The sequence below is a fragment of the Leptolyngbya sp. CALU 1928 genome (genome assembly GCF_056784215.1).
Genome location: NZ_JBXBCE010000002.1, coordinates 298,722 through 317,222, shown reverse-complemented (window position 1 = coordinate 317,222; position 18,501 = coordinate 298,722). Strand labels below are relative to the sequence as shown.

The 18,501-nt window shown below is 49.4% G+C and carries 18 protein-coding genes and 1 tRNA gene; 7 read left to right on the top strand and 12 right to left on the bottom strand.

From position 1 onward, the window contains the following. Window positions 1–74: 74 nt before the first annotated feature. The 4 genes from AC1S5B_RS17285 to AC1S5B_RS17270 all read right to left on the bottom strand — a co-directional run bounded on the left by AC1S5B_RS17285 (window position 75) and on the right by AC1S5B_RS17270 (window position 5,308). Window positions 75–1,307 (bottom strand): outer membrane protein assembly factor BamB family protein, encoded by a 1,233-nt coding sequence (locus tag AC1S5B_RS17285; protein ID WP_482036948.1) that lies wholly within the window; start codon window positions 1,305–1,307, stop codon window positions 75–77. Between the two features lie 451 nt (window positions 1,308–1,758). After that, window positions 1,759–1,832: transfer RNA gene (locus AC1S5B_RS17280), tRNA-Pro, on the bottom strand. 210 nt (window positions 1,833–2,042) lie between these two features. After that, window positions 2,043–3,764: a pentapeptide repeat-containing protein gene (locus AC1S5B_RS17275; RefSeq protein WP_482036947.1), complete on the bottom strand. Its 1,722-nt coding sequence runs from the start codon at window positions 3,762–3,764 to the stop codon at window positions 2,043–2,045. A gap of 20 nt (window positions 3,765–3,784) precedes the next feature. Then, a complete protein-coding gene (locus AC1S5B_RS17270) occupies window positions 3,785–5,308 on the bottom strand; it encodes an Ig-like domain-containing domain (RefSeq protein WP_482036946.1) in 1,524 nt (507 codons plus the stop codon). An 81-nt stretch (window positions 5,309–5,389) separates the two neighbouring features. On the opposite strand from AC1S5B_RS17270, the gene AC1S5B_RS17265 reads away from it, so the two are divergent. From AC1S5B_RS17265 to AC1S5B_RS17255, 3 genes are all read left to right on the top strand, one after another. Continuing rightward, window positions 5,390–5,971 carry a 2OG-Fe(II) oxygenase gene (locus AC1S5B_RS17265; RefSeq protein ID WP_482036945.1) on the top strand — a complete coding sequence of 194 codons (582 nt, stop codon included), beginning with the start codon at window positions 5,390–5,392 and terminating at the stop codon, window positions 5,969–5,971. Continuing rightward, the gene (locus tag AC1S5B_RS17260; RefSeq protein ID WP_482036944.1) at window positions 5,956–7,353 is read left to right on the top strand and encodes a recombinase family protein; all 1,398 of its coding nucleotides are present in this window, start codon (window positions 5,956–5,958) and stop codon (window positions 7,351–7,353) included. The genes AC1S5B_RS17265 and AC1S5B_RS17260 overlap by 16 nt, the downstream gene beginning before the upstream one ends. Window positions 7,354–7,571: 218 nt before the next feature. Continuing rightward, on the top strand, window positions 7,572–7,778 hold the full coding sequence (locus tag AC1S5B_RS17255) for a family 2 glycosyl transferase (RefSeq protein WP_482036943.1): 207 nt from the start codon (window positions 7,572–7,574) through the stop codon (window positions 7,776–7,778). Between the two features lie 242 nt (window positions 7,779–8,020). Here the strand turns inward: AC1S5B_RS17255 and frr are convergent, their stop codons facing one another. The 7 genes from frr to apcB all read right to left on the bottom strand — a co-directional run bounded on the left by frr (window position 8,021) and on the right by apcB (window position 12,650). Next, window positions 8,021–8,569 (bottom strand): ribosome recycling factor, encoded by a 549-nt coding sequence (gene frr / locus AC1S5B_RS17250; protein WP_482036942.1) that lies wholly within the window; start codon window positions 8,567–8,569, stop codon window positions 8,021–8,023. Further along, on the bottom strand, window positions 8,556–9,284 hold the full coding sequence (gene pyrH, locus AC1S5B_RS17245) for a UMP kinase (protein ID WP_482036941.1): 729 nt from the start codon (window positions 9,282–9,284) through the stop codon (window positions 8,556–8,558). Before pyrH ends, frr begins: the two co-directional genes overlap by 14 nt. A gap of 100 nt (window positions 9,285–9,384) precedes the next feature. Continuing rightward, complete coding sequence (locus tag AC1S5B_RS17240) at window positions 9,385–9,930, bottom strand: thioredoxin family protein (RefSeq protein ID WP_482036940.1); 546 nt, start codon at window positions 9,928–9,930, stop codon at window positions 9,385–9,387. Between the two features lie 28 nt (window positions 9,931–9,958). Then, on the bottom strand, window positions 9,959–10,861 hold the full coding sequence (gene speB, locus AC1S5B_RS17235; RefSeq protein WP_482036939.1) for an agmatinase: 903 nt from the start codon (window positions 10,859–10,861) through the stop codon (window positions 9,959–9,961). 125 nt (window positions 10,862–10,986) lie between these two features. Beyond that, window positions 10,987–11,535, bottom strand: coding sequence for a hypothetical protein (locus AC1S5B_RS17230; RefSeq protein WP_482036938.1), 549 nt, complete (start codon window positions 11,533–11,535; stop codon window positions 10,987–10,989). A 118-nt stretch (window positions 11,536–11,653) separates the two neighbouring features. Further along, window positions 11,654–12,028, bottom strand: coding sequence for a histidine kinase (locus AC1S5B_RS17225; RefSeq protein WP_482036937.1), 375 nt, complete (start codon window positions 12,026–12,028; stop codon window positions 11,654–11,656). 112 nt (window positions 12,029–12,140) lie between these two features. Beyond that, a complete protein-coding gene (apcB, locus tag AC1S5B_RS17220; RefSeq protein ID WP_482036936.1) occupies window positions 12,141–12,650 on the bottom strand; it encodes an allophycocyanin subunit beta in 510 nt (169 codons plus the stop codon). A 458-nt stretch (window positions 12,651–13,108) separates the two neighbouring features. Here apcB and glnA point away from each other — a divergent pair, with 458 nt between their 5' ends. From glnA to AC1S5B_RS17200, 4 genes are all read left to right on the top strand, one after another. Continuing rightward, a complete protein-coding gene (glnA, locus tag AC1S5B_RS17215) occupies window positions 13,109–14,527 on the top strand; it encodes a type I glutamate--ammonia ligase (protein WP_482036935.1) in 1,419 nt (472 codons plus the stop codon). 188 nt (window positions 14,528–14,715) lie between these two features. Continuing rightward, on the top strand, window positions 14,716–15,825 hold the full coding sequence (locus tag AC1S5B_RS17210) for a class I SAM-dependent methyltransferase (protein ID WP_482036934.1): 1,110 nt from the start codon (window positions 14,716–14,718) through the stop codon (window positions 15,823–15,825). Window positions 15,826–15,988: 163 nt separating this feature from the next. After that, a complete protein-coding gene (locus AC1S5B_RS17205; RefSeq protein ID WP_482036933.1) occupies window positions 15,989–16,450 on the top strand; it encodes a YbjN domain-containing protein in 462 nt (153 codons plus the stop codon). A gap of 17 nt (window positions 16,451–16,467) precedes the next feature. After that, window positions 16,468–17,205, top strand: coding sequence for a lipoate--protein ligase family protein (locus AC1S5B_RS17200; RefSeq protein WP_482036932.1), 738 nt, complete (start codon window positions 16,468–16,470; stop codon window positions 17,203–17,205). Between the two features lie 6 nt (window positions 17,206–17,211). Here the strand turns inward: AC1S5B_RS17200 and AC1S5B_RS17195 are convergent, their stop codons facing one another. Further along, complete coding sequence (locus AC1S5B_RS17195; protein WP_482036931.1) at window positions 17,212–18,429, bottom strand: site-2 protease family protein; 1,218 nt, start codon at window positions 18,427–18,429, stop codon at window positions 17,212–17,214. Window positions 18,430–18,501: the final 72 nt, after the last annotated feature.

The following is an 18,501-nucleotide window of genomic DNA, read 5'->3' as shown; positions in this document are numbered from 1 at the left end:
TGGTTATCAGCACGGGAGAGGGCAACACATTGCGAGTGATGGAGGAAAAACGGCAACGATCAATAACGATCAGTCTACGGCAGCTTAAAGCCGAACACGGCATTTGGATTTGCACCAAAACCGTCAACAGCAATCACCAGGCGATCGCTCACAACGGCGGGTTCAGAGGTTTGCCCTCGGCGAAGTGGGGTTTGCCAGAGGATCTGTCCATTCGTCGCATCAAAAACATCAATCCGGCTGTAGTTTTCAACGGTTGTCCAGGACCCTGTACTATGCACAGACTCTTTGTAAATTCGGTTGCCGATCAATCGTGGTGCACGTCCATATCGGCTCTCTTGAGTCAGTGTAAATTGACGGAGCAGTGCCCCTGTTTGCCGATCCAGCACCAGGTATCGAGGTGTAGATTGGTCATTGGGAGCGACCAAAAACACTTCGCGATCACTGACAAGATCGGGTCTACCAGGAGTGCCAGAATAGGTCCAGCGTTCTTTGCCCGTCTTCAAATCCAATGCTTTGAGACAACGACCTTGAGCCACACCTTTGCACACCGAACCAGTCCCATAAACCGTGCCTGCTAACACAACAATTTCATTTTCTGCGGCTTGCAACTCCCATAAGAGCGTGCCCGTGGTCGCCTCGATCGCTTTTACGAGCACGCTGCGTTGGTTCGTTTGGCGGTTAATTTGCACAATGGGCAAAACGACGACCCCATCCTGTACTGTTCCCCCTCCAAACAGATAACTGTTGGGTTCTGTATCTAGCATCCATCGCAGACCAGTCGGTGTTTGCGCGGTGACTCGATCCCGGTAGGGTAGGCCTTCTCGCGACATCGAACTATTGTAGATGAACATCCCCTGATGCACTCCCAGCATGCGATCGTACCGAATATCTGCCCCTTCATTCTTCATGGTTGGGTCAAGTTGGCGCGCAGGCAGGGGAACCACAGCGATGGTTTTACCCGTTGTGGCATCGAGGGTTAATAGATTGGCTGGTCGATCCATTAAACCCGAATCACTGGCATAAATGACTTGATTTTCGCTTGTAAACAGTTGGCCCACGGGGCGATCGCTGCGCCAAAGCTGTTTTCCAGTGGTCGGATCGATGGACAATAAGGGTCCCGGTTCCCCCGCGAGTCCACCTTCAACCAAGAACAACTGAGTTGCTGTTGCCAGGAGATCCGCTCGTCCTTTCATCTCCATGGTCCAGTCTGGTTGTCGAGTTGAAGCCGTGGGGGTTTGGGCGATCGCAAAACTTCCGATCGTCAACACACTGACCCAAACCGCAAACTTGCAAAATGACTTCAACATCGTTAATTAACCGCAATTAACCGCTTCGACGCTTCCATCAAAGCATATTAGTCAGAATTTTGGGGGTTACCACAAAGGTTCTTTGTCGTGCGGGTGTCGCATCTCGCGCCGCCTGTCGTGTCGGTTAAACGGTCAACACGTTTGCTGTAATCTGTCAGCGTCAGGCGGAACAAAAAGAGGTTGTGGAAGCGTAGCGATCGCTAGATAACCTCAGTTATGATGACAAACAAATATTATGATGTCACGCAGTTGGTGGTCGAGCGGGATGGCGCACCTGATTTTTTTGACGAAATAATTTCAGCAACTTTCAGGACAATGCTCGAATCCCCTGAAACTCGCATTTTGTCAAAAAGGTCTAGCAGGAGCGGTTTGAAACTGACAAATCGCTCCTTAATGGACAACTGATTTGTTGTCGATGACAAATAAAGTGTTACTCGACAACACCGACAAATCGGGATGGCGGGATTCGAACCCACGGCCCCTTCGTCCCGAACGAAGTGCGCTACCAAGCTGCGCCACATCCCGTTAAGCGACTAATCACAACAGAATTAATCGCCTCTTATTCTAGCACCCTCGAAGTTCAACATCGGCAGGCTAGAGGTGGATTATTTAGGCTAATACAATTAATAAAAAGGGCAGACCGTTCTGCCCTACGAGGTTCAGTCAATCTTCAGAGCAAGACGCGGGGAGCAGTGAAATTGTGCCCTAGTTTCAGATTTCTTGAGATTGTAGCGGCTAAGGACTGCTAAAAAGAGCGATCGCCACACGGAGCGCCTGCCCCACTGGAGATGCCCGAACCGTGTGGGTAGCTTGGGCGCTCCATTGCAGCAAATGATCTCGAAAGGCTTCATCCCGCTTGGCACGTTGAGCAACGGCTTGACTAATCACCTTACGCTGAATTTCTTGGGTGGCAACGCCTTCTCCTTGTAGATAATCTAGTAATCGCTGAACGCTATCGACCAATTGATCCGGCGTTTGAGTGACCAAAATATATTGAATCTGACGAACCACTTCTTGATACAGATGGGCGCGGCGATCGCCCTTAGTTTGGGGCAATTTCTCAGCCGTTGATGGTGCGGCAGGTTCTCCCTTTTCTGCCAGAGCAATTCCCAACAGGCTCAAAATTTCGGGTCGGTTTGCCAATAATCGCTGCTGCACCTCTGGATAAAGCTGAAATATTCGCCTTGCCAGCACTTTAGAATTTACCGTGCGATTGGCAGAGAGTTTGACCCAATAATTATCTTCCACAGGCTCATAGGATTTTACTTTCAAAATCAGCCCCGGTTCTTCGGTGGCAGCTTGGACTAACGTGAATGCCAGCACTTCCCAATTCACAGACTCAGTAAAATACAAATCTACGCCTGTGTGGTCATCTTGGTAATAAGCGCTCATTTCGCCCGGTTCAAAGTCGCGCCCTTGGGGAACGCGATCGGTGGGTTTCTTCTCCGTATGGTTGAACTGAGTATAAAGGTAGCGACACTGCACCTTAGAAAAATCCACTGATTCTGGGTGCCAGTTATAGATGCAGCATCCCGTCAAAATTGCCCCATCTAGCGTGGTTTGGATCAGATGACTTTCTAATAGGTAAGCATCAGTCAAATCCGCCTCACTCAAATTGGCGTGGCTCAAATAGGCACCGCTCAGATCCGCCCGTTGCAAATCGGCTCCCCGTAAATTGGCTTCGCTTAAATTGGTGCGGAGCAGGTAGGCATCTTGCAGATTTGCCCGCAATAAATGGGCACCTTGTAAGCTGGCTTTGAGTAAGTAAGATCCAGATAAGTTTGCCCGACTGAGGTCGGCACTGGTTAGAATTGCCTCGCTCAAATCGGCACCCGCCAACACAACCCGGTGTAGATCGGCTTCGCTCAGGTTTGCCTGCCGGAGATAGGCACCGCTCAAATTCGCCTCAGTTAAGTTGGCACTCCGCAGGCTTGCCTCTCGCAAATTCGCCTCTTCTAAATGGGCTTCTCGCAGATTGGCGCGATCGAGGTTTGCATTCGATAAATTGGCGCGACGCAAGGTTGCTTCCATCAACTCTGCGCCCGCTAGGTTGGCACTATTGAGCTTCGCCCGATCTAGATTGACCTGATCCAATTTTGCAGCACTCAGGTTGGCACTAGCGAGATCGGCTTCTTGCATCACTGCCCAGTTGAGGTCTGCGTTTTGTAAGTTGGCGAGGCGTAGATCAATTTTGCTGAGGTTTGCACCACTGAGAATTGCCTGATTTAAGGTTGCCCCATTCAGCGAGGCACTGCGGAGATCCGCTCGTCGCAGGCAGGCTTCGGTCAGAGTGGCTTGGTTTAAGAATGCCCAACTCAGGTTTGCTTCGGTTAGGTTTGTCCCGGTCAAATTTACGCCACGCAGATTAAAGCCGCTCAGGTTGGCACCGCTGAAATCTCTGTGGGAAAAGTCTCGTTCTCCTTGACGATAGCGCTCTAGGATTTCCTGGGGGTGCATGGCGAATGGCGAATGGCGAATTATGGTAGCCAGCGGGGTTGGATGCCAGCAAAGGGAAGGGGTTCTGGTGTGAGGGCGGGTGAGGGAGATGCGGTGTTGATGGGTAGGAGCCAAAGTTTGCTGTTGGCGATCGCCTGACCTGCTTGGTTACGAATAGCGGCTGCATCTGCCTGGGTGGATTCTGTGACTTGGTCATATAAAATCGCCAATCCATCGGGGGAAAGGCTAAATTGAATGTCTCGCTGATTGGGCAAGTCTATTAGGGAGGTGAGTTGGGTCGTTTTAAGATCGATCGCGGCTAGATAGGGCTTCTCTTGATAGGTGTCTCCTGGAATCAGTTCAGATAATAAGCTGTAGAGTATCTGTTTGGTGGGGTCAAACTGGGCAGCCATGATTGAGCCAGTGGTTCGCACTAATTCTTTTTGGACTCCTTGGTTGGTCACAAGAAACAGCGATCGCGTGTTATCGCTGTTAAATTTCACCATGGCGGCTAAAGAGCCATCTCTAGAAAACGCCAATACCATGCCAAACTTGGGCAAAAAGTTGAGTGGGGCAGCATTGGGTTGAAGCGGTAAGACGGCAAGCCCCTGACCTTGGGCGATCGCGAGAGAGTCGCTGTCAGGCGTAATCAAAAAATCGCCTCCCGGTTGCCCCTGCAAGGCTTCCGGCGGTTTGCCATCGCGCAAAATCCAGGGTCCAAAATCTGCCGGATCAGTACGGCTGACTCGCTGCACCACAATCACTTTGCCATCCGCAGACAGGTCAAACTTAAGGTTTTGATAGGCAATGCTGTCGAGGACTAACTCGGTTGTCCCTGCCGCCACAACTGGAAAGGCAGCAATTGAGTTGCCATCGGCTTGGGCACCTAGTTGAGTCGGTGGCGATTCCACTTGAATTCCGGTGGCGACGCGATAGAGCTTTTGTTCTAGCACCCCTTGAGATTGGGCAGAGCGGGGGGTGGCGGCAATCAAAATGCGATCGCCCAAGGGATAGGGTTTGAACTGGTTAACGACAAAATCAGCAGAGGTGAGGATGACATGCTCTTGTTTCGATAAATTTTCCAGCACCAATCGTCCGGCTTCTTCGCCCTGAGTGCCAATATAGGCAAAGGCGCGATCGCGGGTACGAAAAGATGCTTGAAATGGCTGAATTGGGGCGCGTTGAGTGCCCTTTTGAGTGAAGTAATCTTGGGCGTTTTCTAGCCGAACCTGATACTCACTCCCATAGGCGGCAGGCATTGTTAGGGTGTATGCCATGCGTCGCCCTGCCCAACTCACCTTTCCGGGTAGAGGCGGGTCAATCTTTAAATTCTTTTCGACACTGACATAATCCATCGGACGGCTGAACCCTAGGATAAAAGCGGTGTCATCTGCCCCAACCTGCTTGTTTTGCCAGGTGAAGTCACGCACACGCGGAGCCGTGCGATCTCCCCCCCACAGCAGCAGCCCAATCAGCATGAGCAGCACGACTAAGAGAGTAATGGCAACGCGATCAAGCGGTTGCGGAAAAGATGGAGTTGATTTGAGAGACGGCGATCGTTGCATAGAGCAATTGTAGAGGCATGATTTCAGTTTGGGAAATCCATTCAGCGCTAAGATCCAACATACACGCAGGGCTAACAACCGATGGGAGTTCCTTTCAAAGATTTAGGCGCAGATATACTATTTGTCGAGACCTTGCTCGAACCTTCCCTGTGTGCCCATGTGGTGCAAATTTCAGAGTGCTATGAGTTCAAATCGCCGCCACCCGGAGCCAGCTTAACGGGAGAACGCCGCAGCGGGGAAGTGTTGCCATTGGATAACCGCGATCCTTTGTTGGAATCGACCAATCAGCTTTTGTTGAGCAAGCTGCAAGGAATCCGCGATTTGCTTGCCCAGCGCTATGAGGTGCCTTTTAGCCATGCGGAAATGTATTCCATTGATCGCTATCGCCCAGGGCAAAGCTACAAGCGCCACGCTGACGGGCTGCTGCTCTCCAATCGCTATGAAGAACTTGCTAAAGGACTGCCCGCACGGGATGTTAGCATTGTTGGCTTTTTGAATGACACCTTTGAAGGCGGTGAGCTTCTGTTTGATCGCCAAGCCATTAAAGTTAAGCCCACCGTTGGCAGTGTCGTAGCGTTTCCCGCTTGCTACACTCATCCCTATCAAACCTTGCCCGTTTTGCGGGGCTGTAAATATACGGTGACCTGTTGGTTGTTTCATTAGGCGAAGTGATGCGGATTGTTGCCTATATTTATAGTGATCCGTTGTTGGAATCTGCGCCTGATCCAATGACTTGGGGCTGGGAGATTGCTCAGGTCTATCAGGATTTGGCTGTTGGAACAATAGGAAAGAAGTCGGTGAAGCAGGCAGTGGAACAACCGCGATCGCAGTGGCAGCAGCTTGTGACAGACTGTGAAACCATACCAACTGGATGGGTGTTAGTGCGGCAGTTGGAAGACTTGGGCGAGTCGATGCAAGCGGTGGGCGATCGCCTCGCTCAGTTGGAATCTCTGAAAGTTGGGCTGATCTGCCTGGATCAGTTGCCCGATGATGCGGAAGGGCGATTACAGACCATACCGCAGTCTGAAACCCTGCAAGCAGAGATGTTGAAGCAGTTTCAAGAGATGCAGACAGCGCAGCGTAGCCGTCGAATTCGCCAGGGACATGCTCGGAATCGGGTAAAAGCCTTGCCACCGCCAGGAAAAGCGCCCTATGGCTATCGGCGGGGCAAAAGTGGCTATGTCATCGATCGCAGTACGGCTCCAGTAGTGAAAGATTTTTTTGAACAATTTTTGCTCTATGGCACGGTGCGCGGTGCGGTGCGCTATTTGGCAAAACGCTACAACAAGCGAATTTCAGTGTCTACCGGGCAACGATGGCTGGCAAATCCAGTTTATCGCGGCGATCTGGAATATCAAGATGGCAACCGGATTCGTAATACTCATGATGCAATTCTGTCGCGAGATGAAGCGGCTCAAATCGATCGCCTGCTGCGTCGCAATCGTCGGTTGCCGCGTCGGTCTGCTAGTGCGCCGCGATCGCTAGCGGGGTTGGTGTTTTGCAGCGAGTGCCAGTCATCCATGACGATCGCACGAGTCACCACTCACCGCAAAGATCGAGACTATCTCTACCTGCGTCCCACCCAGTGCGCCCGAAAGCCAAAGTGTAGAGCGATTGATTACGATGCCGTATTACAAACCACGATTCTAAGAATTTGCGAGGATTTGCCTAACGCGATCGCGGGCGTAGAGTTACCCGACCTGATCCAGATTAAACAGGGAATCAATGGCGCGATTGCGGCAAAACAATCCTTGCTCGATCAACTTGCGCCCTTAATTGACAGTGGCGTGTTGGATCAAGAAACAGCAGATCTGAGATCCTATAAGGTGCGCTCGGAGATGGCAGAACTGGAAAATCAACTCTCCCAATTGCCGCCTGTGGACTTGAAAGCGACGGTACAAATCGTTTCACTGCCCCAATTTTGGCTCGACCTTTCCGAAACTGAGCGCCGCTTCTACTTTCGCGAATTTCTCCGTCAAATCGACCTCGTGCGCCAAGACAAAAGCTGGGATCTGAAACTCATCTTTTTCTTTAGCCCACCCTAAAGACCTGCTTTCTCCATAAAGATTCCACTGCCTAGGCAAGCCTTTTTTAATGGAGGTTAAGGTGCCCCGTTGCTTAAGGTTTGATATTGTTTGAGCGATCGCCGCCAAAGTTCAACAATTATACGGAACACAATTATTTCTGAGGCTTCTAGGATAGGTTCATGAAAAGTTCATAAAGATAAAGAATTTGATTTTTCCTATCAAAAAGGTTTAAAGAGATGAGCTGGCAAGTCTGTATTCGCTATCCTAATGGTCAAGAAAAAGCCATTTGCTCTTTCCAAAATCGAGAACACGCTTTAAAGCGAATTGATGCTATTTACTCTGAAGGCTATCCTATGCATGTGGCCTATGTCGTGCGTCCTGTGCCGGGTATAGAAGTTGCTCTGGGTAAAAAGGAAGCAATTAACCATTTACAGATTGCTTAAGATAGGTGTTTGGTTTCGGTTGCCAAGTTTAAGGCTTCGACGTGAGAGGGGTTCGATCTCTCAGTCGAGTTGCCCTCAGCCACCCAGTGCCAGGATATGCAGGATATGCTTCATGTGGGTTGGGTGAGGATGCCTTAGCGCCGGGTAACGCAGCGTTTTACAGAGTTGATATGTAACGCGCGGCGTTGCCAAGCTTCCAAGACTCATGGGTCACGGCGACCTAACCCATCCTACCAATCCACTTAGACCGTGGTAATGTCTTTCTCTTTTGCAGCAAGCACTTCTTCTACTTTTGCGACAAATTTGTCAGTCATTTTTTGAATCTTATCTTGTAGATCCCGGGCTTCATCCTCTGACACTTCGCTAGCTTTTTCCTGTTTGCGAACCGAATCGATCGCGTCACGGCGGATGTTCCGAATGGAAACTTTGCCTTCCTCGGCGAGTTTAGCAGCAAGCTTCACTAATTCTTTGCGGCGATCGCTAGTCAACTGGGGAATGTTCAAGCGAATCACAGAACCGTCGTTGTTTGGAGTCAGCCCCAAATCGGATAGTTGAATTGCTTTTTCAATTAGGCTGATGCTGCTTCGATCAAACGGCTGGATCGTAATCGTACTGGCATCAGGAATGCTAATGTTGGCTAAAGACTTGAGTGGAGTCGGCGCTCCATAGTATTCCACAGAGATGCGATCGAGAAGAGAAGGGTTCGCGCGCCCCGTCCGAATAGTGTTGAAAGACCGTTGAGTGGACTCAACCGCCTTTTGCATATGATCTTCAACGTCAGCTAACTTCACAAAGACCTCCGACAAGGGTTCCAATGGGATCTCCCATCACCGCTTTACGAATGTTGCCCTTCACTGAAAGGTCAAACACGATGATAGGAATGTTGTTCTCTTTACATAAGGATATGGCAGTCGCGTCCATTACCCGCAAGTCTTTGTTGAGAACGTGGGCATAATTTAGGGTTTGATAGCGTTTTGCATCGGGATTCGTGCGGGGGTCTGAGTCATATACGCCATCTACTTTCGTGGCTTTGAAAACCACATCTGCGCTAATTTCAGCCGCTCTGAGGGCTGCGGTGGTGTCAGTGGTGAAGAAGGGATTACCCGATCCGGCTCCAAAAATGATGATCCGCCCTTTTTCGAGATGACGGATGGCACGTCGCCGAATATAAGGTTCCGCAATTTGCTGCATTGCGATCGCCGTTTGCACTCGCGTGGGCACTTCCATTCGCTCTAAGGCATCTTGCAGGGTCATGGCATTCATCACCGTGGCGACCATGCCAATATAATCAGCAGTTGCCCGATCCATACCCGCCGCTGCGCCCTTAATCCCGCGAAAAATGTTGCCGCCTCCAACGACCACTGCAACCTGTACCCCATTTGCTGTAACATCCGCAATTTCTTCAGCGATTCTCTGCACAATGTCTGGATCAATTCCATAAGCCAGATCGCCCATTAAGGCTTCACCGCTTAATTTCAGTACTATCCGTTTGTAAGTTAAACCCATGGGGTGTCAGTTGCCTCAAATACCTTCCTAACATACTCGTTAAAAAATCACTTCGTCCATTCATTGATTGAGATCAATTTTTTTAGCCTCGTTCAAACCTTTAGATTCGCCATTTAACCGAACACCCAATCGGTGGCGTTGAGGTGGGCTTGACTGGACTACCCTTGAGAACTTGGGAGATCGCATCCCGCAGATAGGCACTCTTTACACCACTTGCGTCTTCTGCATTATCATCCATGCGTCCGCTATAGCAAAGAATCCCATGACGATTGAGTAGGAAAACATGGGGAGTTTTTTCGGCACCAAAGCTATGAGCGACATCCTGAGTCACGTCTCGCAAATAGGGAAAATTCAGCCCATTGTTTGTCGCAAATGTTTTCATGTTGTCAAAACTATCATCTGGATAGCGATCGGCATCATTGGGATTAATCCCAATCAGAGTAAATCCTTGATCTGCAAAATCGGTTTGTAGTTGCTTAAGCCGCTCCAGGTACATATGGACGTAAGGACAGTGGTTGCACATAAACACAACCCCGACTGCCTGAAACCGCTCTAAGTATCGAGATAAGTGGTGTACAGATCCATCGGCACCTGGCAACTCAAAATCTGGTGCGTAGCCTCCGATCGCGGTTCCCATTTTCTCCATAACGTTGCCCCTGTGAATGAATGGAAGATTACCAGCCTTTGGCGATCGTCTGATAACCAATCAGTTTATAGACCAATTTAGCAGCCGTAAACTCCGAAACGACAGAATCTGCGATCGGTGCCAACTCCATGACATCACAACCAATCACATCATGGGTTTCAAACACCCGCTGCAAAAACACCAGTAGGGCAAACCAATGTAAGCCGCCGGGTTCAGGAGTGCCGACTCCTGGCATTAATGTGGGATCAATCCCATCTAAATCAATTGTGATAAATACTTTCTCTGTTTGAATGCCTGCCCATGCCCGTTCCATCCAATCTGGCTGGAGGGCAATTTCCCGCGCTCGAATCACTGTTAGCTGCTTTTCGCGAATCAGATCAGCTTCTTCTTTACAAATGCTGCGAATGCCGATCTGCACGGTTGGCAAGCCCATATCCACCACACGGCGCATGACGCAGGCATGGTTGTGAATCGAGCCTTCATATTCATGTCGTAGGTCGCCATGGGCATCAATTTGTACTACGGTAAACGGCTCGCCAGGATTTGCCTGCCGATAGGCTTCCACAATGCCCGTGGTGATGCTGTGTTCGCCGCCCAGGGAAATCACAAACTTATGATCCGCCACGAGCTTACTAACAGTCTCTTGGGTGACCCTGAGCATTTCCTCGGAGGGCATCAAGGCACTGTTGCGGGTATCGGCGATCGCTTCGTGGGTGTGAATGCCAACCGTCCACAATTCGCGATCGTGGTCGTCGTCGTAATACTCCACCTGCTGAGACGCATCCAAAATGGCGGCAGGTCCGTTTTCACAGCCGCGTCGATAGGTTGTGGTCGCCTCAAAAGGAATCGGCAAGATCACTACTTTGGCAGCGTCGTAGTCTGCGGCAACCTCTGCCCCTAAAAACGGTAAAGACGATGTTAACGTTTGCACCTAAATTCTCATGCCATAGAAACTATCTCAATCCTGACATGATTGAGGCATCCATTGCCACATCTGAACCATAAAGCAGATCACGCAAACGAACCCATAGTGACTTAAGTGAAAGGTGCCTTGGTTTAAAACTCAGCCTTCATAATCACAATCTTGTCTCCATTGATTCGAGGAGTCGCTGTAAAGGTCGTTTTTTCTCCTGCTTTGAGCGAATTTGCTTGGGTTTGAGTGGAGCCACTATAAACAGGTTTCCATTTCGTTGGAGATTCTCTTTTTAAAACAACGTAGTTAATCGAAACCTCTCCAATCGGCTTACGTGTCTTGTTTCTAGCAAAGCCAACTAACACACCGTCTTCATAATTGAGGTCTGAAAACTCTATAGTACGCTTCGCCGCAGAGTCTACAGAAACTATTTTCTTGTCTTCAGTTGGCTTATCGCCGGAGGGAGTTGGGGATTGGGGCGCATTATTTTTAGTGGAAGTTCCGGGTTGAGCAGTCGTATCAGTACTGTTTTGAGATTGGCAGACTGCGGTTAAATCGCTAATTTGCCCAGTCATTTGCTGTTGATAACAGAAATAATCTGCTTGCATTGGACGCGACCCCGCTGCATTGGGTACGGCTAACGAAGCAGCCGAAACGATTCCTGCCATAGCCCAGCGATGCATCTTTTCCATAGCTGCCGTGTCCTCTCAAATAATGTGAATAAATTTAGAGTGCCCGATTAATTTCGGAGCGATCGCTTTAGTCACATTTACTTGAAAGCAGCACTATTTCCGGAGAGGGCTGGTCAGGCTAAATTTCTCCAGTCCATAGGCTACAACCTCCCAGCCCAAGCTCTGGAGATTTGCGATAGGCTTCATCCGCAACCCATACCTTTAGGGTGTGATCTAGCCCAACCCAATACAAATAATTCGCCGTGGGATTATAGTGAACGCCGACGCGGATGTTGGAAAAGTCGTCTTCACAGGTGGCATACCCAAAGCGAATCGTGAGTTGGGCAATCAAACATTCTGGCGTATCAATATCTACGCCAAAGGTATCGCGCTCTTTCCAAAAGGTATCTAGAAATTTCTCAAGAACAGGCAAAACTTTGTCAGGACCGCCGCCCCGACTGGCGTAGATGATGGCGGCGTTGTTTTCAACGATGATGTGGCAGGAGTGGGGCATCGTTCAGGTTATTTAGCTTAAATATGAATAGGGCATGGGCGATTGCAGGATAAACCGCGTTGCACCCATACCCCACTTTAGGAAATTTTCCGAACTTTAGAAAAGTTTCCGATTAAATGTTAGTTTCGCTCAATTCGCGAGTCATATAGTCGAAGGGCTGGTCTAACATCGTACCCACCGGAATGCCAGCGGCTGCCACTTGCTCTTTCACAATTTCTTTCATCACCTGAATGCCGTATACCGTGGAACCAATCGGCACCGATAGAGAGTTGTAGGTTTCCCGCAGCCCTTCTAACACGCGCTCGTCTAGGACATCGGTGTCGCCTGCCACCAAGGCATAGCTGGCATAGCGCAGGTAGTAATCCATATCTCTAAGGCAAGCGGCATATCGACGAGTGGTGTAAGCGTTACCACCCGGACGAATCAATTCGGGCAATTCCTCAAACAATCGTAGTCCTGACTGTTTGACAATATCTGCGGCATTAGAGTTGATCACGGCGGCAGCTTGCACGCGCAGCATCCCCGTATCAAAATAGGACTTGAGCCGATCCATCGCATCCCGGTCTAAGTAGCGACCTGTGTTGTCGTAGTTTTTAATGAGGCTTGTAACTGCATCACGCATTGAATCTTCCCCCAGGCATTCTCAATAGTTCAAAAATAAATGCTTTTGATTATCTCTAACCAAGTGTTTATGAACGCTCTACAGATCGCGATCGCTCTACTCAGCACGGTTAGTCTAACATGAGCCGATACCCCTATAACCCTTATCTCTTGGCTGTTTTGGCGTGTAAAGAGATGTTGAGAAAAACCGCGATCGCAGCTATTTATGCTCTCTAGAATTCCTGCTTTTGTGAGCGATCGTGTAGACTTGTTTCAATAAACTCGCTTGTAATTTTTGATACGAAATTACAGCAAACCACTTTTTAGGATCATTCAAGCATTAGGATCGTTCCAAGCGTAGTAACGCTGTAGCCCCATCAGATCAGCCCTTACGTTAGTATCAGCTACGACGTGTAATTTTAACTGCTTTTTCTGTTTCCCAGCCTTTGGAAACAGTCCGCACGAACTAAGGAGTATTTCATGACAACCCCGCAGGAAATCCTGGAATGGATCAAGCGTGACAACATTCAGATGATTGATCTGAAATTTATTGATACCCCCGGAATTTGGCAGCATTTAACGCTGTATCAAGACATGATCGATGCCGATAGCTTTACCGAGGGCGTTGCCTTCGACGGCTCAAGCATTCGAGGCTGGAAAGCCATCAACGACTCAGATATGGCGATGGTGCCCGATCCAAACACGGCTTGGATCGACCCATTTATGGAAGAGCCAACCTTGAGCATGATTTGCAGCATCATAGAGCCGAGAACCGGGCAACCCTACAGCCGCGATCCTCGCTCTATTGCCAACAAAGCAGTTGAGGCAGTCAAAGCAGCCGGATTAGGCGATACAGTCTACTTTGGACCCGAAGCAGAATTTTTTGTGTTTGATAATGTCCAGTTCGACCAAACTCAAAATGAGGGCTACTACAAGGTCGATAGTATTGAGGCAACCTGGAACTCTGGTCGGAAAGAACCCGGTGGCAACTTGGGCTACAAGGTTCGCAACAAGGAAGGCTATTTTCCAGTCGCTCCCACCGACACGCTGCAAGATATGCGAACTGAAATGTTGCTGAAGATGAAGGATTGCGGGGTGCCGATCGAAAAGCATCACCATGAAGTGGCGACGGCAGGTCAGTGTGAACTGGGATTTCGGTTTGCGCCTTTGGTGCAGGCAGCCGATTTTCTACTGACTTACAAATACTGCATCAAGAATGTGGCTAAGAAGTATGGCAAGTCAGCCACCTTTATGCCAAAGCCTGTGTTTGGCGACAATGGAACGGGGATGCACTGTCACCAATCGATTTGGAAGGAAGGACAACCCACGTTCTTTGGCGATCGCTATGCCCAACTCAGCCAAACCGCGCTGTGGTACATTGGCGGCTTGCTCAAACATGCGCCTTCCATTCTGGCATTCACTAACCCGACTACTAATTCCTACAAGCGCCTAGTACCTGGGTTTGAAGCTCCCGTAAACCTAGCCTATTCCCAAGGCAATCGCTCTGCCTCCATTCGGATTCCTTTAACTGGCGACAGCCCCAAAGCAAAACGGCTGGAATTCCGCTGCCCAGATGCTTCCTGCAACCCTTATTTGGCTTTTGCCGCCATGGTTTGCGCGGGTTTGGATGGCATTAAGAATCAGATTGATCCCGGTAGCCCCTTGGATGTCGATATCTATGAGCTTAGCCCTGAAGAACTGTCAAAAATCCCTTCCACTCCAGCTTCGTTGATGGATGCGCTAAAGAATTTGGAGCGAGATCACGAGTTCTTGCTGGCTAGTGGCGTGTTCACTGAGGATTTCATTGAAAACTGGATTAGCTACAAGCTCGATCGCGAAGTAATTCCCATGAGCATCCGTCCTCATCCCTATGAGTTCATGCTCTACTACGACTGCTAGGCGAGCTTAATCATTGGGCAAAAGCCTGAAAAGGGAGCGATCGCACGATCGCTCCCTTTTTTAATCGCATCTCGCCAGCCAATCCCCCAAACCTGACTCCCATTTTCAATATTTGTCTGAAGAGCGATAACTGGTTGAAAAGAATTCGTTACACTTGTTTACAGTACTTCTCAGTTCTCTTTGCAGCTATGTCTGAACCGTTCACAAAAATGGCATACCAAGCTTTCCATCAAGGGAAAAGTTACTTTGGTCTCGCCCACAAAGCCTTGAGTACTCAATTTCTTAATTTCGTTGCGCCTCCGCCCGAACAGCGTGCCCAACCCGTTCCTGTAGATCTTTTGTTAAAAATCCAAAAGCGCCTGACCGAAATTAACGAAACAGACTGGCAAGATGCCGAAAAAGGAATCTATCCAGCAAGTTTGCTATTGGAAAATGATTGGCAAGATTTCTTTCGCAACTACCCGCTTCTCTGGTTCGATATGCCTGCCACTTGGGAACGGGCAAATCAGAAGCGCTACCAAGACTTTTCTCCAGAGGTGGATACCAGTATCTATCCCAGCTATTACACGCAGAACTTTCACCATCAAACCGATGGCTACCTAAGTGACTGGTCTGCAAATCTATACGATGTGCAGGTAGATATTTTGTTTAATGGAGCCGCCGATGCCATGCGTCGCCGGGTGCTGGCACCGCTGAAGCAGGGTCTACAGCCTTTTAGCCATCTCGACCCTCGGCAGGTGCGCGTATTAGATGTCGCATCGGGTACAGGTCGGACTCTGAAGTTCATTCGCAGCATGTTGCCCAAAGCCTCTTTGCACGGCGTTGATTTATCCTCTGCTTATTTGAAGAAAGCCAATCAACACTTATCTCAACAGTCCAGCGAATTGCCGCAACTGATTCAGGCAAATGCAGAAGAGTTACCCTATCTCGACAATTACTTTCATGGCACAACCTGTGTGTTTTTATTCCATGAGTTGCCTCCTGCCGTCCGCCAACGGGTAATTAATGAGTGCTTCCGAGTGACTAAACCCGGTGGAGTGTTTGTCATTTGCGACTCCATTCAACTCAGCGATTCGCCAGAAATGGCTCCTCTGATGGACAGCTTTGCGGCGATGTTCCATGAGCCTTACTACCGTCATTATGCGAGTGATGATTTAGTGAGCCGCCTACACACGGCTGGCTTTACCTGCGTGACTGAAGAAGTTCACTTTATGAGTAAGTATTGGATTGCCCACAAGCCGATCGCACTTGAGCAGTCTAACCAAATGACCGAAAGTGAAAGTGCGGTTACCGCTTAAAAAGGGTTCAGCAAGATCCTAAAATCCTGAAGCCATCAGAAGACTTTTTGATGGCTTGCGCGATCGCAATAATCTAGAGCAATTGAGTCTTTAGCAAAGGAAAAGATCGTAAGCTAAAGACTCGACCTTTGAGATATTTCACCTAATCTCCTCAAAAATTCCTATGGTTCAAACAATTTCCAGTGACGAGTCAACCAGTCAAGCTGAGACCAATGCATCCAGCAACTTGGTAGAAGTGATTGAGACGGTGATTGCCAGCCTGGATGACGGGCAGACGGCGATGGTCAGCCGCAGCGAAGAGGGGCATCTTTGGAAGTTCAAATACGGCACTGTAGAGGTATTTGTCCAGCTTACGGGCTTGTCGGAAGACGATACGCTGATGGTCTGGGCAGCGGTGCTGAAGCTACCTGCCAAGGATGAGCCAAAGTTAATGCGTCAGCTTTTAGAAAAAAATTGGTCTGATACCTTAGAAGCGCGATTTAGCATTGTGAATAATGAGGTGGTGGTCGTTACCAATCGGTCGATCGCCGATCTTTCCCCTAGCGAACTCTCCCGCGCCATTACCATCGTTGCCACGATCGCCGATGAAAGTGATGAACCCCTAATTGCGGAGTTCGGCACTTAGGAATCGCGGTAAATTTTATGACCGTTTGGCGGTTCATCCCCCCTTTCGCTGCATCAGGTGCCGTTCATATGGCAGTAGATGCTTGGCTGCTAGAACAACATGTTCAAGGCACCCATCCGCCGGCCCTACGATTTTATACCTGGGAACCTGCGGCAATTTCATTGGGCTACCATCAGCGGCACTATCCCGATTATTGGAACCATCTAGTGTGGCAGGGGAGATCGCTGGATATTGTGTCGCGTCCCACGGGGGGCAGGGCGGTTCTGCATCAGGGCGATTTGACCTACGCCGTGATTACTTCTGGATTGAGCAACAACCGGATGGAAAGCTATCGGCAAATCTGCCAGTTTTTGATTCAGGGCTGGCGATCGCTTGGTGTAGAGTTGCACTACGGCAAAGCAGGGCGGGGCTATATTCACAATCCCAACTGCTTTGGCACCGCTACCGCCGCTGATTTAGTCTTGTCCAATGGCTATAAACTGATTGGCAGCGCCCAGAAGCGTAGTGGTCATGCCATTTTGCAACATGGCTCCATTCGCCTAGCTTCTGATTCCACGCTATTTCAGCAGGTTTTCCAGTCAGAGTCTATCTCTATTTCCTCTGACTCTCTCCGACAAAAAGCATCTCCGGATCAAGTCATTGCAGCCCTGATGGAGTCTGCCAAAGATTGTTTTGGCATGGAGTTCCAGCATCAACCCCTCTCTGACTCAGAATGGAACATCCTGTCCCAGCTCTCAACCCTGAGCCAACTCTGAACTACTTTATTTTTCTGCCGCTTCCATTGCGGAATCTGCCAGCGCTGCAATCTGAAAGCCAGATGGATAGGTGCCATCTTCTTTAATCTGCTTGATCAAGCTATCCGTGATCGGCATTTTTAGCTTTTCCGCCAGAGCGCGGACAATATCGCCCCGATCGATGACTCCAGAAACCGCCCCTGCTGGAGACAAAACTGTCATTCGCCGCAACGTATCTTTTTCCAACTGTTGAATCACCGTGGCTAAAGGAGTCGCTTCTTCAACCGTCGCGATCGTGTCGAGTGGGTGAATAATTTGAAATAAGGTTTCTTTTTCCCAACGGCTGCGTTCTACCGATTGCAGGTCATCTGATGCCACTAACCCCCGATAGCGCCCATCGGAGGATGCAAAATATACTTCCGGCTGACCCGCCAACAGCAGGTATTTGTCGGCAAAATCCCGCAAACTCATGTTCGCATCGACGACTCGAAACTCGCGGGTCATGGCATCGCTGGCTTTAAGCGAAAGCAATGTTTCCTGGATTTCGGTCATGCGATCGTAGCTGCCGGCATTTTGAATGCCAAACCAGCCTAGCAATATGAACCACAAACCATTGCTAGCACCAGATACTAGCGAAAAGCCCCCTAGGGCGATCGCAGTCCAGCCTAAAATAGCTCCCGATTTTGCCGCCCAGCGAATTCCCTTAAATCGACTGCCTGTCGCTTTCCAAACGGCTGCTTTCACTACTTGTCCACCATCAAGCGGTAAACCAGGCAGCAGATTAAACAGTGCTAAGACTAGGTTGGTGGTCGCCAAATACTGGGCAATGACGTTGATGGGGGTATTAGCCCCCGGAGAAATATTCGCCACAAGCGCCAATAAAACAGATAGTACTAAGCTAACCGCAGGTCCCGCGATCGCGACTTGAAAAGCTTTGCCAGGAGTTTTTGATTCGCGCTCGATCGAGGCAATCCCACCAAACAAAAACAGCTTGATGGACGTGACTTTAATTCCTTGGGATAACGCTACCAAACTATGACCCAGTTCATGCAGCAGCACTGAGCCAAAAAATAAGATTGCCATGACGAACGCTGACAGATAAGCCGTGGCATCACTCCACTCCGGATACCTCAACTGCCAGTTGGCTGCCGTGGGCAGCGCAATCAAAAACAAAATAATGAACCAGGACAGATCAATGTAGAGGGGAATGCCAAACACTGATCCGATCCGCCAACCTGATTGCATACGGTTACCTTAATGCCTGTTCTTCTAGGATAAGGGAGCCAGACCGGAAATGGCGCAGAGTAAAGCGCCTTG